The sequence below is a fragment of the Streptomyces sp. 184 genome (assembly GCF_045781775.1).
In the GTDB taxonomy this organism is placed as follows: domain Bacteria; phylum Actinomycetota; class Actinomycetes; order Streptomycetales; family Streptomycetaceae; genus Streptomyces.
In genome coordinates this window covers 8,116,238-8,130,090 of sequence record NZ_CP123230.1, presented here as the reverse complement: position 1 = coordinate 8,130,090, position 13,853 = coordinate 8,116,238, and the positions used below count along the sequence as shown (strand labels likewise).

Below are 13,853 nucleotides of genomic sequence, written 5' to 3'. Positions count from 1 at the left end.
CCGGGCGGCGGCCGGCCCGTACGCCCGTGCCGCCTGCGTGGGCCGTACGCGATGATGGCCGGGTGACCGACGCCGCCTCCTTCCCCACGTTCCCGCCCTCCCCTCCCCCTCCCCGGCTCATCGCCACGGACCTCGACGGCACCCTCCTGCGGGACGACAAGACCGTCTCCGCGCGCACGGTCGCCGCGCTCGCCGCCGCGGAGGCGGCGGGGCTGGCGGTGGTGTTCGTCACCGGCAGGCCGGCGAGGTGGATGGGGCTGGTCGCGGAGCACGTGCACGGGCACGGGATGGCGATCTGCGCCAACGGCGCCGCCGTGGTCGACCTGCACCGCGGGGGTGAGCCGACGGAGGTCTGCCCGCTGCCGACGGCCGACGCGCTGGCGGTCGTCGGCGTGCTGCGCACGATCGCGCCGGGTACGGCGTTCGCGGTGGAGCACACGGGCGGCTTCGGCCGCGAACCGGAGTACCCGCTGCACCGGGGGCCGGGGCAGATAGCGCCGGTGGACAAGCTGCTCGCGGACGACGCGGCGCGGGCGGGTGACCCGCTGCTGAAGCTGCTGGCGTACCACCCGACCGTCGAGGCGGACGCCTTCCTGCACGAGGCGCGGGCGAGGGCGGGGGCGCACGGCGAGTTCACCCGGTCGTCGCCGAGCGCGCTGCTGGAGGTGAGCGGGCTGGGCGTGAGCAAGGCGAGCACGCTGGCGCGCTACTGCGAGGCGCGGGGGATCACGCCGGAGGAGGTCGTGGCCTTCGGCGACATGCCGAACGACATCGAGATGCTGACATGGGCCGGCAGGTCGTACGCGATGGCCAACGCCCACCCGGCGGTACGGGCCGCGACGACGCACAGCACGGCGGGGAACGAGGAGGACGGGGTGGCGCTGGTCATCGAGCAGTTGCTGCACGGCCGCTGAGCGGGACCTCCCACATCAGCGACGTCCCGCCGCCGCAGTCCCCGAGCCCCGGGCCGTACGTCGCCCGGCCGCCCAGCTCCTCCGCCCGCCGCTCGATGTTGCGCAGTCCGCTCCGCCGCCCGTACGGCGACAGCCCCCGCCCGTCGTCCGCCACCGTCAGCCGCACCGCGTCCCGGCCGTCCGCCAGCTCCGCCGTCGCGTCGACCACCACCCCCACCTGCCCCGCCCCCGCGTGCCGCGACGCGTTCGACAGCCCCTCCCGCAGCGCCGCCAGCAGATGCCGCGCGATCGACTCGTCCACCCGCTCGTCCACCGCGCCCACGAAGCTCGTCGACGGCTGGAACCCCAGCGGAGCCGCCGCCGTCGCGACCTCCCGCAGCACCAGCGCCCGCAGCCCCGTCGGCGCCTGTTCCGGCTCCTGCTGGAGCGCGTAGATCGTGCCGCGGATCTCCTCGATCGTCGTCTCCAGCGCGTCGACCGCCGCGTCGATCCGCTCGCGCACCTCCGGCGCCCGCTCCAGCCGCTTCGCGCCCTGCAACTGCATCCCCGTCGCGAACAGCCGCTGGATCACCAGGTCGTGCAGGTCGCGCGCGATCCGGTCGCGGTCCTCGTACACCGCCAGCCGCTCCCGGTCCCGCTGCACCTCCGACAGCATCAGCGCCAGCGCCGCCTGCCCCGCGAACTGCGTCGCCGACTGCTTCTCCGTCTCCCGGTAGAGCCGGGCACCCGGCGCCCGCGGCAGCGACAGCGCACCCAGGACCCGCTTCCCGCTCCGCAGCGGCAGCATCATGCACGGCCCGAAGCGGTCCGCGGCGTCGCTCGCCGCCCGCGGGTCGGCGGCGGCGTCGTCGAGGAAGACCTCCTTGCCCGCCAGCAGCGCCTTCACCGTCGGGCTGTACGACGGCAGCACCCGCCCGACGAGGTCGTCCACCCCCTCCCCGGCCACCGCCGCGACCTCCAGCCACTCCGGGCCGTGGCCCCGCCCCTGGCCCTGGCCCTGTTCCTGTCGCTGGCCCTGTCCTCGCCCCCGTGCTCGCCCTCGCTCCCGGGCCGCGCCGGCGGTGACGTCGTCGCCCGACCGCGGCAGCAGCACCACCCCCGCCATCGCGTCCGCGAGGCCCCGCGCCTGCTCCGCGATGACCCCCAGGGCATCCCGCGCGTTCGCGCTCGACAGCAGCGCGGTCGTCACCGCGTGCGCCCCGTCGATCCACCGCTCGCGCTGCCGCGTCTCCAGGTGCAGCCGCGCGTTGCCGATGGCGATGCCCGCCTCGGTGGCGATGATCCGGACGAGGTGCAGGTCGTAGTCCCGGAACCGGCCGCCGCCGAGCTTCTCCGACAGCACCAGGTCCCCGAAGTACCGCCCGTCCACGTCGATGGGGACCGTCAGCGTCGTCCCCGGCTCGTCCGGGATCTCGTCGATACGGGCCCGGTCCACCTCGTCCACGCCGTACGACGCGAACTCGTCCAGGTCACCGCTCTGCTCGTCGATCACCACGATCGAGGCGTAGCGCGCGCCCGCCAGCTCCGCCGCCGTCTGCGCGATCACGTCGAGCGTGGGGTGGAGCTGGAGCCCGGTGCCGATGGACCGCATGGCGGCCAGCAACTGCGTCACCCGCTCGGCCAGCTCGCTGGAGACGCCCTGGAGTCCGCGGGTGGCGCGGGCGGCGGCGTCCATGGAGTCGGCAGCGGTCATGTCCCGAGGGTAATAAGCGGCTCTCGGTCGGGAAAGTCGGGATTGTCGGTTGGGGTGGGGGTGGCGTGGCCGTCCGTCGCCTCCTGCGGGTACGGAGACGGGTGCGCCCGCTCCCGTAGCAGCGTGCGCCGGAACGGGCCCTCGGCCTCCGCCAGCCCGGCGTACGAGCCGCGCTGCACCACCCGGCCGCGCTCCAGCACCACGATCTCGTCCACCGCTTCCAGGCCGGTCAGCCGGTGCGTGATCAGCACCGTCGTGCGGCCTTCTGTGGCGGCGAGCAGGTCCGCGGTCAGCGCGTCGGCGGTGGGCAGGTCGAGGTGCTCGGCGGGCTCGTCGAGCACGAGGACGGGGAAGTCGGCGAGGAGCGCGCGGGCGAGCGCGAGGCGCTGGCGCTGGCCGCCGGAGAGCCGGGCGCCGTGTTCGCCGACGGGGGTGTCGAGGCCGAGGGGCAGGGTCTCGACCCAGTCGAGGAGGCGGGCGGCGGCGAGGGCGGCGCGCAGGGCGTCGTCGTCGGCGTCGGTGGGGGTACCGCTCGGGCCGTTCAGGGTACGGGGGAGGGCGAGGCGGAGGTTCTCGCGCAGGGTGCTGTCGAAGAGGTGGGCGTCCTGGGCGCAGAGGCCGACGAGGCGGCGTACGGCGTCGGAGTCGCAGGCGAGGGCGTCGGCGGTGCTCTCGTTTGAGATCAGTGCTCTCGAAGGAGAGCGGTGCTCCGAATCGAGAGCGGGGTCCGCGGCGGGTGCTGGGGCCGGGGCCGCAGCGGCGGGTGCCGCGGCCGGGGGCGTGGCCGCAGCCTCCGGGCCCAGCCTGTACGTGCCCGCCACCGGATCCAGGAACCGCAGCAGCACATGCGCCAGCGTCGTCTTCCCCGACCCCGACGCACCCACCACCGCGACCCGCCGCCCCCGCGGCAGCGTCAGGTCCACACCCTCCAGCGCCAGCCCGCGCTGCCCCGGGTGCCGCGCCGACACCCCCGTCAGCGTCACCGGGAACGGATCGGCCGGCGGCTGCCCCGTCCCCTCCGCGGCCGGCGGCGGCGCGTCGAGGATCTCGTCGATACGGGCGGCGCTCCGCCGCACCCGGGCCCGCTGCTGGAGCGCCAGCGGCATCCCGTTCACCGACTCGAACGCCGCGAGCGTCCCCAGCACCACCACCCCCAGCCACACCCCGGGCAGCCGCCCCTCGTACACCGCCTGCGCCCCGGCCGCCGCCGCCCCCACCACCGTCAGCCCGCAGACCAGCGCAGAAAGACCCGCGCCCAGCGCGAGCGCCGCGGCGCTGCGGGCGGCGATACGGGTCAGCCGCCGGTCGGCGTCGCGGAGCGCGGCGAGCCGGCGGGGCAGGGCGCCGGCGACGGCGAGTTCCGCCGTACCGGTGAGGACGTCGACGACCTCCGTGGCGAGCGCGGCCCGCGCCGGCGCGAGCCGCGCCTCCGTGCGCCGGGCGGTGGCCGCGGCGAGCAGCGGCACCCCGACGCCGGCCGCCAGCAGCCCCGCCGCCAGCATGGCACCGGCCTCGGGCAGCAGGACGCCGGCCGTCGCCACGGACGCCGTGCCGACGAGGGCCGCGGCGGAGACGGGCAACAGCCAGCGCAGGTAACGGTCCTGGAGGGTGTCGGTGTCGGCGACGAGCCGGGTGAGCAGGTCGCCGCGGCGGTGCGGGGCGAGGCCGGCGGGGGCGAGGCGTTCGAGCCGGGTGTACACGGCGACGCGGAGGTCCGCGAGGATCCGTAGCACCGCGTCGTGGGAGACGAGGCGCTCGGCGTAGCGGAAGACGGCGCGGCCGATGCCGAACGCGCGGGTGGCGGTGACGGCGACCATCAGGTAGAGCACGGGGGGCTGCTGGGAGGCGCGCGAGATCAGCCACCCGGAGACGCCCATGAGCCCGACGGCGGACGCGAGGGCGAGTGCGCCGAGCAGCGCGGCGAGCGCGAGCCGGCCCCGGGCGGTGGTGCTGCGGAGCGCGCTGCCGCCGGCCCGCCCGGCGCGGGGTGCGCCCTGCGGCCCGTACGACCCGCTGCCCTGCCCGTACGCGCCCTGGGCACCCTCCTCCGGTACGGACACGGCCGCCGACGCCGACGTGTTCGCCGGGGCTGTCGCGGGTGCCGGGGCCCGTACCGCGTCCGTTCCCGCGGTCACCCGGGTGCGGCCGTCCCCCAGCCGCACCACCCGGTCCGCGACCCCCAGCAGCGCCGGGCGGTGCGCCACGAGCAGCACCGTGCTGCCCCGGGCCAGCCGGGCGATCGCGGCGGTGACGGCCGCCTCGGTGTCGCCGTCGAGGGCGGCGGTCGGCTCGTCGAGGAGGACCACGGGCCGGTCGGCGAGGAACGCCCGCGCCAGCGCGACCCGCTGCCGCTGCCCGGCGGAGAGACCGGCGCCCGCCTCGCCGAGGACGGTGCCGGGGTCGAGGTCGCCGGCGGCGGCGTCGCGGAGCGCCCGCGCGACCTCGGCGTCGGTGGCGCCGGGGCGGGGGAGGCGGACGTTGTCGGCGATCGTGCCGGCGAAGAGCGCGGGCCGCTGCGGCACCCAGGCGACCTGCGCGTGCCAGCTCGCCAGGTCGAGCGCGGCCAGGTCCCGCCCGCCTACGAGCACCCGGCCGGCGGCGGGCCGTACGAGGCCGAGGAGCGCGGCGAGCAGCGTCGACTTGCCGGTGCCGGAGGGCCCGGTCAGCGCCACGGTCTCGCCGGGGCGGAGGGTGAGGGTCGTACGCGGCAGGGAGTCCTCGGTGCGGCCTTCGTGCCGTACGACGAGCCCGTCGAGGACGAGGCGGGCCCGGCGGGCGTCGGGGCAGGCGCTGCCGGTGCTGTCCGTGCCGCCCGTGGCGCTCGTGCTGTCCGCGCTGTCAGTGGGGCGGCCTACCCTTGGGCGGGAGTGCGGGGTTTCCTGGGTCTCCGAGCGCTGCGAGCGCTGCGAGGGCTCCGTGGCCTGCGAGGGCTCCGAGCGCTCCAGGATGGCGAACACTCTGTCCGCCGCCGCCAGGCCCTCCGCCGCCGCGTGGTAGTGCGTACCGACCTGGCGCAGCGGCAGGTACGCCTCCGGGGCCAGGATCAGCACCACCAGCCCGGTGTACAGGTCCAGTTCGCCGTGGACCAGCCGCATGCCGATGGTGACCGCGACCAGCGCCACCGAGATCGTCGCCAGCAACTCCAGCGCGAACGACGACAGAAAGGCGATACGCAGGGTGCGCATCGTCGCGCGACGGTAGTCGGCGGTGATGGTGCGGATGCTGTCGGCCTGCGCCTTCGCGCGGCCGAAGACCTTGAGCGTCGGCAGGCCGGAGACCACGTCGAGGAAGTGGGCGGAGAGCCGCGACAGGGTGCGCCACTGGCGGTCGGTGGCCGTCTGGGTGGCCCAGCCGATGAGCAACATGAAGACCGGGATCAGCGGCAGGGTGCCGGCGATGATCGCGGCGGAGACCCAGTCGTCCGTGACGATGCGCGCCAGGACGGCCGCAGGGACGACGACGGCGAGGCCGAGTTGGGGCAGGTAGCGGGCGAAGTAGGCGTCCAGGGCGTCGATCCCGCGGGTGGCGAGCGCGGCGAGTTCGCCGGTACGAAGCTCGTCCCCGCCGGTCCCGGCCGGCCCCCCGGTCCGTACCGCCTCCGTCAGCAGCCGCATCCGCAGCTCCGACTTCACCGCCGCACTCGACCGGTGCGCCGCCAGCTCCGTCAGCCAGCTCACCACCGCCCGCCCGGCGGCGACGGCGGCGAGCAGCAGCAGCGGCGTACGCAGTCCGGCGGCCGACAGGCCGTCCTCGAAGGCGCCGACGACGATCTCCGCCATCAGCACCGCCTGCGCGATGACCAGCCCCGCACCGGCCACGCCCAGCGCGACGGTGGCGAGCAGGAACAGCCGGGTGCCGCGGGCGTACCGGGTCAGGCGGGGGTCGACGGGCTTCATGTCACCGGCCCGCCCCACCGGCACCCGAGCCGCCCGACGTGCCTGAGCCCTCCGCGCCGCTCGTGCCCGACCCGTCGCCACCCGACCCGTCGCCGGCCGCGCCACCGGCCCCGTCCGCGGCGACCGCCGCGTGCGCCTCCGGTGCGATGTGCTGCGTCCCGATGCGCTTGCGGAACACCCAGTACGTCCACCCCTGGTACATCAGCACCACCGGCGTCGCGATCCCCGCGCACCACGTCATGATCGTCAACGTGTACGGCGTCGACGAGGCGTTCTCCGCCGTCAGGCTCCACTCCGGGTTCAGCGACGACGGCATCACGTCCGGGTACAGCGCCAGGAACAGCATCGCGACCGTGGCCACGATCGTCACCCCGGAGTAGAGGAACGACCACCCCTCCCGGCCCGCCGCCACCGCGCCGATCGCGCAGAACAGCGCCGCCACCGCCACGACCAGCGCCACCATGCTCTGCTCGTCGCCCGTCTCCGCCTGGAGCCACAGCAGGAAGCCCAGCGCCAGCGCCGCCGTCGCCGTACCGAGGACGGTGGCCAGCCGGCGCGCCCGCATCCGGATGCCGCCGGTGGTCTTCAGGGCCGTGAACACCGCGCCGTGGAAGGTGAAGAGGAAGAGCGTGACCAGCCCGCCGAGCAGCGCGAAGGGGTTGAGCAGGTCGAAGACGTCGCCGACGTACTCCTTGTCGGAGCCGATCTTCACCCCGCGCACGATGTTGGCGAACGCGACGCCCCACAGGAACGCGGGCAGCAGGGAGGCCCAGAAGATGGCGAGTTCCCAGTTGCGCTGCCAGTGCTCCTCGGGCCGCTTGGCCCGGTACTCGAAGGCCACGCCGCGGATGATCAGGCAGACCAGGATGACCAGCAGGGGCAGGTAGAAGCCGGAGAAGAGGGTGGCGTACCAGTCGGGGAAGGCGGCGAAGGTGGCGCCGCCCGCGGTGAGCAGCCAGACCTCGTTGCCGTCCCAGACGGGGCCGATGGTGTTGATGAGCACGCGCCGCTCGGTGCGGTCGCGGGCCAGCACCCGGGTGAGGACGCCGACGCCGAAGTCGAAGCCCTCCAGGAAGAAGTAGCCGGTCCACAGGACGGCGATGAGGACGAACCAGACGGTGTGCAGTTCCATGACGTGGTCTCCCCCCTCAGTACGAGAAGGCCATGGGCCGGTCGGAGTCTTCGCGGTCGTGGCCGCCGATCTTCGTCGGCGGGTTGCGGTCGGACTCGGTGAGTTCGGGCGGTCCGGCCTTCACGTACTTGATCATCAGCTTGGCCTCGATGACGGCGAGGGCCGCGTACAGGAGCGTGTAGACGCTCAGCGAGGTGATGACCTCGCCCTGCGAGACGCCGGGGGAGACGGCGGAGGAGGTGGGCAGGACGCCGTAGACGACCCAGGGCTGGCGGCCCATCTCGGTGAAGATCCAGCCCCAGCAGTTGGCGATGAGCGGGAAGAGGAGGGTGAGCAGGGCGAGTCGCCAGTACCAGCCGCCGAGGCGGGCGCCGAGTTCGCGGTCCTTGGTGAGGGCGAGCCGGGGGACGTCGTCCGCGCCGGTACGGAGCCGGTCGGCGAGCCAGAAACGGCGGCGGGTGAGCCAGAGGCCGAGGATGCCGAGGCCGAGGGAGGACATCCCGAAGCCGATCATCCAGCGGAAGCTCCAGTACGCGACGGGGATGTTGGGCCGGTAGTCGCCGAGGCCGAACTCGTCGTCGTACTTCTCCCTCATCTCCTCGTTGGTGGGGTTGATGCCGGGCACCGAGTCGGAGAAGTTGTCGTGGGCGAGGAGGGAGAGCACGCCCGGGACCTCTATGGCGACCCTGTTGTGGCCCTTGTCGACGTCGCCGATGGCGAAGAGCGAGAAGGGCGCGGGCGCCTCGGTCTCCCACAGGGCCTCGGCCGACGCCATCTTCATCGGCTGCTGCTCGTACATGATCTTGCCGAGCCGGTCGCCGGTGAACGCGGTCAGCAGCCCGGCGACGACCATGGTCATCAGCCCCAGCCGCAGCGAACTGCGCATGACGGCGACGTGCCGGCCGCGCATGAGGTGGTACGCGGCGATGCCGACGACGAACGCGCCGCCGGTGAGGAAGGCCGCGGTGATGGTGTGGGCGAACTGCGCGACGGCGGTGTTCTGGGTGAGTACGTGCCAGAAGTCGGTCAGCTCGGCGCGGCCGGACTCCTCGTTGATGCGGTAGCCGACGGGGTGCTGCATCCAGGAGTTGGCGGCGAGGATGAAGTACGCGGAGAGCACGGTGCCGGCCGCGACCATCCAGATGCAGGCGAGGTGGATCTTCTGCGGCAGGCGGTCCCAGCCGAAGATCCACAGGCCGATGAAGGTGGACTCGAAGAAGAAGGCGATCAGGGCTTCGAAGGCGAGGGGCGCGCCGAACACGTCGCCCACGAAGCGGGAGTAGTCCGACCAGTTCATGCCGAACTGGAACTCCTGGAGGATGCCGGTCACCACGCCCATGGCGATGTTGATCAGGAAGAGCTTCCCCCAGAACTTCGTCGCCCTGAGGTACTTCTCGTCGCCCGTGCGCACCCAGGCGGTCTGAAGCCCGGCGACGAGGGAGGAGAGGGAGATCGTCAGGGGGACGAAGAGGAAGTGGTAGACGGTGGTGATCCCGAACTGCCAGCGCGCCAGGGTCTCCGGGGCGAGTGCCAGATCCACGTGGGCTCCTCTCCGCGATCACGGGGCGCGGCACTGAAGATGATCCACGCGCCGGTCGGTCCGGTGGGGCCGTGGCGGCATGGCATACAGGCGGAAACCCACATGAACAGCACCGCTCGTGAATGCGTTCACATTCACAAGCCCCAGTGTGGCACAGCGCTTCTCCGTCCTGGCAGGGGGGTCCCCTACGTCTCGTTTCGACGCCTGCGGGGGGTGCGGGAAAAATGCGAGAGCGATGCTCTCAAGCGAGAGCAGTGCTCGCGCGCGTGACGATGCTCTACGACGAGTGCGGCGCTCTCGTACGAGATCACTGCTCTCGTACGAGAGCGCCGCTCTCCGCTCTCCCGCCCCCAGCTCCAGCCCGCCCCGCGGCCTACAGCTCCTTGCGGAACTCCTCCGCCACCGCCAGCAGGATGTCGTTCGCCTCGGGCTCGCCCACCGACGCCCGTACCCCGTCCCCCGCGAACGGCCGCACCACCACGCCCGCCGCCTCGCACGCCGCCGCGAAGTCCACGCTCCGCTCCCCCAGCCGCAGCCAGACGAAGTTCGCGTGCGTCTCCGGCACCGTCCAGCCCTGCGCCAGCAGCCCGTCCCGCACCCGCGTGCGCTCCGCGACCAGCGACTCCACCCGCGCCAGCAGCGCCTCCTCGCTGTGCAGCGAGGCGATCGCCGCCTCCTGCGCGATCTGGCTCACCCCGAACGGCACCGCCGTCTTCCGCAGCGCCGCCGCCACCGGCTCGTGCGCCACCGCGAAGCCGACCCTCAGCCCCGCCAGCCCGTACGCCTTGCTGAAGGTGCGCAGCACGCACACGTTGGGCCGGTCCCGGTAGATCTCCAGGCCGTCCGGGATCCCGCCGTCCACGCCGTCGTCCCGTACGAACTGGCAGTACGCCTCGTCCAGCACCACCAGCACGTCCTGCGGCACCCGGTCGAGGAACCGCTCCAGCTCCCCGCGGCGCACCGCCGTGCCCGTCGGGTTGTTCGGGGTGCAGACGAAGATCAGCCGGGTGGCGTCGGTCACCGCGTCCGCCATCGCGTCCAGGTCGTGCCGCTCCTCCGCCGTCAGCGGAACCTGCACCGACCGCGCGCCCGAGATCTGCGTGATGATCGGGTACGCCTCGAACGACCGCCAGGCGTAGATCACCTCGTCGCCCGGCCCGGCCGTCGCCTGGAGCAACTGCTGCGCCACGCCCACGGACCCGGTGCCCGTGGCCACGTGCGCGGGCGGCACGCCGAGGCGCTCGGCGATCTCCGCGGTCAGCGCCGCGCACGCCATGTCGGGGTAGCGGTTGAAGCTCCCGGCCGCCTCGATCGCCGCCTCCAGCACGCCGGGCAGCGGCGGGTAGGGGTTCTCGTTCGAGGAGAGCTTGTACGCCGCGGCGCCGGCACCGGCACCCGCCGCCGCCGGCTTCCCGGGCTTGTACGTGGGAATGCCCGCCAGCGCGGACCGCAGCCGGGGAGCCCCCGGCGCCCCGGCAGCAGCCCCGGCAGCCCTGGAGGCCCCGGGAGCCTCGGAAGCCCCGGTAGCCCCGGTAGCCCCGGTAGCCCCGGTAGCCCCGGGAGTCTTGTCGTTCGTCACCGCGGTCCTCCTCGACCCAGCCCTGCCGTCACCCGCCACCGGGCATCACACGTGTCGTACCTGTCGTCCCTGCCGTACATGTCGCACCCGTCCTACCTGCCGCATACGAAGGCGTATACGAAGGGGGCGCATCCACCCTGGCGCGCACGGGTGGCGGACGCCATGGCGCGCATCACCCGTGAAGGTGACTGAGACCTCTTCGAGACCTTCGTACCATGACAGGTACCACGCACGTTGCGCCATGGACCGGCGGTCGGCAGTGGTGCAACCACTTGGCATTCCATGGTCGTTTGACCGTTGCGGCCCCGCAGAATCGTGCCTGTCAGTTACGGTTCGGATTCTCCCGCAATCGAGCCATCCGAGCCCTACTATCAGCTCGCGATGACAAGCCTGACTATTGCGGCTTGCACGGGGGACCACGTACGTGTTTGAAGAAAGAAGGCGCATGACCGGCTCGATCCAACCGCAAGTGAGCCGGCCGCCCAGCCGCAAGCTGGCGCGGGCGGGCATCCGGGATGTCGCCGCCGCAGCGGGCGTCTCGATCACCACCGTCTCCGACGCGCTCAACGGGAAGGGACGGCTGCCGGAAGCGACCCGCCGGCACGTCCGCGAGGTCGCCGACCGCCTGGGCTACCGGCCGTCGGCCGCCGCGCGCGCCCTGCGCACCGGCAAGTCGGGGCTCATCGGCTTAACGGTGACGACGTACGGGGAAGAACCGTTCACCTTCACGGAGTTCGCGTACTTCGCCGAGATGGCCCGCGCCGCGACGTCCGCAGCCCTCGCCCGCGGCTACGCGCTGGTGATCCTCCCCGCGACCTCGCGGCACGACGTGTGGTCCAACGTCGCCCTCGACGGCACGGTGGTCATCGACCCGGCCGAGGGCGACCCGGTGGTCAGCGAGATCGTCCGGCAGGGCATCCCCGTCGTCAGCGACGGCCGCCCCGGCGGCTCCCTGCCCGTCACCGCCTGGGTCGACAACGACCACCAGGCCGCCGTCCTCGACCTGCTCGACCACCTCGCCGAGGCCGGTGCCCGCCGCATCGGGCTGCTCACGGGCACCAGCACGGACACGTACACCCGGCTGTCCACCACCGCGTACCTCACCTGGTGCGAGCGCGTCGGCCAGGACCCGGTCTACGAGTCCTACCCCGCGCACGACCCGCGGGCCGGCGCCGTCGCCGCCGACCGGCTGCTCGCGCGCCCCGACCGCCCGGACGCCGTCTACGGCCTCTTCGACCCCAACGGCACCGACCTCCTCGCCGCCACCCGCCGCTACGGCCTGCGGGTGCCCGACGACCTGATGCTCGTCTGCTGTAGCGAGTCCCCGGGCTACGCCTCCACCGACCCGCCGATCACCACGCTGTCGCTGAAGCCGCGCCGCATCGGCACGGCCGTCGTGCAACTGCTGATCGACGCCATCGAGGGAGTCGACGCGGGCCGGCCCATCGAGCAGGTCATACCGACGGACCTGATCGTGCGGGCGTCCTCGCAGCGCCGCCCGCCGCGTACGGTCGTCAGCGCCCCGCGCCGCCCGGCGTAGCCGCGGGCGCGGGGGCCGTCACGAGAGCCGTGCGCGAAGGCCCGCGCGCGGCCCGTGCGACGCGCTGAGACGCGCTGGGACGCGCTGAGAGGCGCTGACGCGACGGGCCGTACGGCCCCGGCCCCCGCCGGGTTCGTACGGCCGGATACGGCGCCGCGCGACGGCCGCGCGACAACAGATGACCGCTTGCGGCCCACGAGAAGCACGAGCACCGCCTCGCCGCGCCTCGCGCCCCACGCCGGTCGTGCCCCGTTTGCCCGGTTCTGGTGGTCCGACGGGTGCCGTCTTCCGCAGCCGGAACCAATTGGCGGCCCCTGGTACCGCACAAGCTGCGACAGGCATTTCTATGATGGGCGCACGCACACCGCGGATCTCCTCCACCTGCACGGGGGAGCGGCACCTGGTCCCATGGCGGCCCGGTCGTGTCCCGGTGGGAGAACGGCTAGGCGGTGGAGGGGTTCGATGCAACAGGGGGCCGGTCAGACGCCGGGGCTGCGGACCACGGCTGGGGTGCCCGCCGGGGCGGCGCCCCCCGTCCCCGCGGCACCGCCCGCCGACGGCGACGCCTACGGGCACGCCGACGACGGGTACACCCCGACCCAGGCCGACCTGCCGGTCATCAGGCCCGGCGAGAGCGGCGGCTACGGCCCGCTGTACGTCGTCGGCGACGTCCACGGGTATCTCGACGAGCTGCGCGCCGCCCTGCGCGCCCAGGGCATCGTCGACGAGGCCGACCGCTGGATCGCCGGCAACACGCGCGTGTGGTTCCTCGGCGACTTCACCGACCGCGGCCCCGACGGCATCGGCGTCATCGACCTCGTCATGCGCCTGTCCGCCGAGGCGGCAGCGGCCGGCGGCTACTGCAAGGCGCTCATGGGAAACCACGAGCTGCTGCTGCTCGGCGCCAAGCGCTTCGGCGACACGCCGGTCAACTCCGGTGCCGGCACCGCCTCCTTCCAGGCGGCCTGGCTGCTCAACGGCGGCCAGCGCACCGACATGGAGCGGCTGGAGGACGTCCACCTCCAGTGGATGGCCCGGCTCGACGCCATCGCCGAGGAGGACGACCACCTCCTGGTGCACTCCGACACCACCGCGTACCTGGACTACGGCGAGTCCATCGAGGGCGTCAACGACACCATCCACGACATCCTGGCCCGGTCGGAGGCGGACGAGGTCTGGGACCTCTTCCGCAAGTTCACCAAGCGGTTCGCCTTCCGCGACGAGGAGACGGGCCCCTCGGCGGTACGGGAGCTGCTGGGCCGCTACGGCGGCGAGCGGCTGGTGCACGGGCACAGCCCGATCCCGTATCTGCTCGGCGAGGTGCCCAGCGAGGACACCGACGGCGAGGAGCGGGGAGCGGCTGTCCAGGGCCCGCACATCTACGCGGACGATCTCGCGATCGCCATGGACGGAGGGGTCACCATGGCCGGAAAACTGCTTGTCGTGCGACTTCCGCTGGTCGGACGCTAGCGGACTTCCGCCCGTCGTGCTCTAATACGGAACCTCCTTTTCTGAAAAGACACTTATCCGCCATACGCGAAGCGCTCTACCATCGGTAT

The 13,853-nt window shown here is 73.4% G+C and carries 8 protein-coding genes; 3 read left to right on the top strand and 5 right to left on the bottom strand.

Annotated features, from left to right (window positions below; translation table 11 throughout):
• Positions 1 to 62 precede the first annotated feature (62 nt).
• Positions 63 to 914: a Cof-type HAD-IIB family hydrolase gene (locus tag QBL21_RS34875; RefSeq protein ID WP_407566209.1), complete on the top strand. Its 852-nt coding sequence runs from the start codon at positions 63 to 65 to the stop codon at positions 912 to 914.
• Here the strand turns inward: QBL21_RS34875 and QBL21_RS34870 are convergent.
• From QBL21_RS34870 to hisC, 5 genes are all read right to left on the bottom strand, one after another.
• A complete protein-coding gene (locus QBL21_RS34870; RefSeq protein WP_407566208.1) occupies positions 886 to 2,607 on the bottom strand; it encodes a GAF domain-containing protein in 1,722 nt (573 codons plus the stop codon). The genes QBL21_RS34875 and QBL21_RS34870 overlap by 29 nt on opposite strands.
• Positions 2,604 to 6,503 carry a thiol reductant ABC exporter subunit CydD gene (gene cydD, locus QBL21_RS34865; RefSeq protein ID WP_407566207.1) on the bottom strand — a complete coding sequence of 1,300 codons (3,900 nt, stop codon included), beginning with the start codon at positions 6,501 to 6,503 and terminating at the stop codon, positions 2,604 to 2,606. The genes QBL21_RS34870 and cydD overlap by 4 nt, the downstream gene beginning before the upstream one ends.
• Before the next feature lies 1 nt (position 6,504).
• Positions 6,505 to 7,635 (bottom strand): cytochrome d ubiquinol oxidase subunit II, encoded by a 1,131-nt coding sequence (cydB, locus tag QBL21_RS34860; protein WP_407566206.1) that lies wholly within the window; start codon positions 7,633 to 7,635, stop codon positions 6,505 to 6,507.
• A 16-nt stretch (positions 7,636 to 7,651) separates the two neighbouring features.
• Positions 7,652 to 9,175: a cytochrome ubiquinol oxidase subunit I gene (locus QBL21_RS34855; protein ID WP_407566205.1), complete on the bottom strand. Its 1,524-nt coding sequence runs from the start codon at positions 9,173 to 9,175 to the stop codon at positions 7,652 to 7,654.
• A gap of 373 nt (positions 9,176 to 9,548) precedes the next feature.
• The gene (gene hisC, locus QBL21_RS34850; protein ID WP_407566670.1) at positions 9,549 to 10,628 is read right to left on the bottom strand and encodes a histidinol-phosphate transaminase; all 1,080 of its coding nucleotides are present in this window, start codon (positions 10,626 to 10,628) and stop codon (positions 9,549 to 9,551) included.
• A 571-nt stretch (positions 10,629 to 11,199) separates the two neighbouring features.
• Between hisC and QBL21_RS34845 the strand changes: the two genes are divergently transcribed.
• A complete protein-coding gene (locus tag QBL21_RS34845; RefSeq protein WP_101423471.1) occupies positions 11,200 to 12,294 on the top strand; it encodes a LacI family DNA-binding transcriptional regulator in 1,095 nt (364 codons plus the stop codon).
• Positions 12,295 to 12,756: 462 nt separating this feature from the next.
• Positions 12,757 to 13,764 carry a metallophosphoesterase gene (locus QBL21_RS34840; RefSeq protein ID WP_407566204.1) on the top strand — a complete coding sequence of 336 codons (1,008 nt, stop codon included), beginning with the start codon at positions 12,757 to 12,759 and terminating at the stop codon, positions 13,762 to 13,764.
• The last annotated feature ends 89 nt before the right edge of the window (positions 13,765 to 13,853 follow it).

Bases quoted from the DNA above. Each gene is read 5' to 3' on its own strand.
- QBL21_RS34870 (WP_407566208.1), bottom strand. From the start codon at position 2,607: ATGACCGCTGCCGACTCCATGGACGCCGCCGCCCGCGCCACCCGCGGA.
- cydD (WP_407566207.1), bottom strand. From the start codon at position 6,503: ATGAAGCCCGTCGACCCCCGCCTGACCCGGTACGCCCGCGGCACCCGG.
- cydB (WP_407566206.1), bottom strand. From the start codon at position 7,635: ATGGAACTGCACACCGTCTGGTTCGTCCTCATCGCCGTCCTGTGGACC.
- QBL21_RS34845 (WP_101423471.1), top strand. From the start codon at position 11,200: ATGACCGGCTCGATCCAACCGCAAGTGAGCCGGCCGCCCAGCCGCAAG.
- QBL21_RS34840 (WP_407566204.1), top strand. From the start codon at position 12,757: ATGCAACAGGGGGCCGGTCAGACGCCGGGGCTGCGGACCACGGCTGGG.